The sequence below is a fragment of the Vibrio sp. 811 genome (assembly GCF_033339195.1).
This window is the reverse complement of record NZ_JAWOUB010000101.1, coordinates 1-1,121: the sequence shown is the minus strand read 5'-3', so window position 1 is coordinate 1,121 and position 1,121 is coordinate 1. Positions and strand designations below refer to the sequence as shown.

Sequence of the window (1,121 nt, the reverse complement as noted above, 5' to 3'; positions counted from 1 at the left end):
ATCAGCTGCCTCGTTGGCAGGTTGTCACTGCAATCCAACACCACATCCGCCAACATGACTTCGAGTTGTAACTGAGCTTGGTCGAGACGCTTGGTAATCGTGCGTACCTGAATCATTGAATTGAGATCACGAAGCTGCTGAGCCATCGCCTCGGTTTTCGCCAGTTCGATGTCGCCTTCACGATAGATAACCTGGCGCTGCAAATTGCTGCTGTCGACACGGTCATCATCAATCACAACCAATTTACCCACGCCAGCAGCCGCGAGATACAAACTTGCTGCACTACCCAACCCACCACAGCCGATGAGCAACACATGAGATTGACCAAGACGAGCTTGGCCCGATTCTCCGATTTCAGGTAACGAAACTTGACGCTGATAACGAATGAATTCTTGATCAGTAAGCACGATAGTCCTCCATTACCAATGAGGTGCTCGTTGTGCTCATCAGTTGGTCGAAAAACTCAATCACTTGTTTCGGCGATTCGGACAAGGTAATCGCACGAACCACCGCTAAACTGGACACGCCACATTGCCAAACTTGCTCTGCGTTTGATTGGTCAATGCCACCAATGGCCACAGTTGGATAGCCAACTCTTTCACCATATGGAATGCTATCGATCAGCTTTTGATACAAGGCTAAGCGAACCAGACCTTGCGGTTTGGATGGCATTTGTTTGGTGGTGGTCGGAAAGATATGCCCCAACGCAATGTAGCTTGGGTTAATTTGGACGATACGAAGCAGTTCATAATAACCATGGGTTGATAGACCTAAGCAAATACCTGCGGTGCTCAACTGGCTCAAATTGGAATCTTCGATATCCTCTTGACCAAGATGAACCCCGAACGCGCCATGCTTTATTGCTAGTTGCCAATAATCATTAATAAAAACTTGAGCGTCATACTGACGACCGAGTTCAATTGCGCGTGCAATCTGCTGTTCTAAGTCTGGCTGATAGGGGTCTTTGATACGTAGTTGAATGGTGTTGATACCCAATGGCAACAACCGCTCAATCCAACTGACGTCGTCCACGACCGGATAGAGACCCAAACTCTGTTTGCTCAGGTGAGGAAAGTTGACCGACTGTCCGTGTGATGACCAACCTACTTTGATGCCTAAAC

Annotated in this window: 2 protein-coding genes; both read right to left on the bottom strand. The window is 48.1% G+C overall.

Going from position 1 to position 1,121, the window contains the following annotated elements:
- Positions 1–407 (bottom strand): ThiF family adenylyltransferase (locus tag R7Q46_RS25115; protein WP_318077925.1); only part of this gene is annotated, 407 nt, incomplete at its 3' end.
- Positions 397–1,121 (bottom strand): thiamine phosphate synthase (gene thiE, locus R7Q46_RS25110; protein ID WP_318077924.1); only part of this gene is annotated, 725 nt, incomplete at its 5' end. The genes thiE and R7Q46_RS25115, both read right to left, overlap by 11 nt.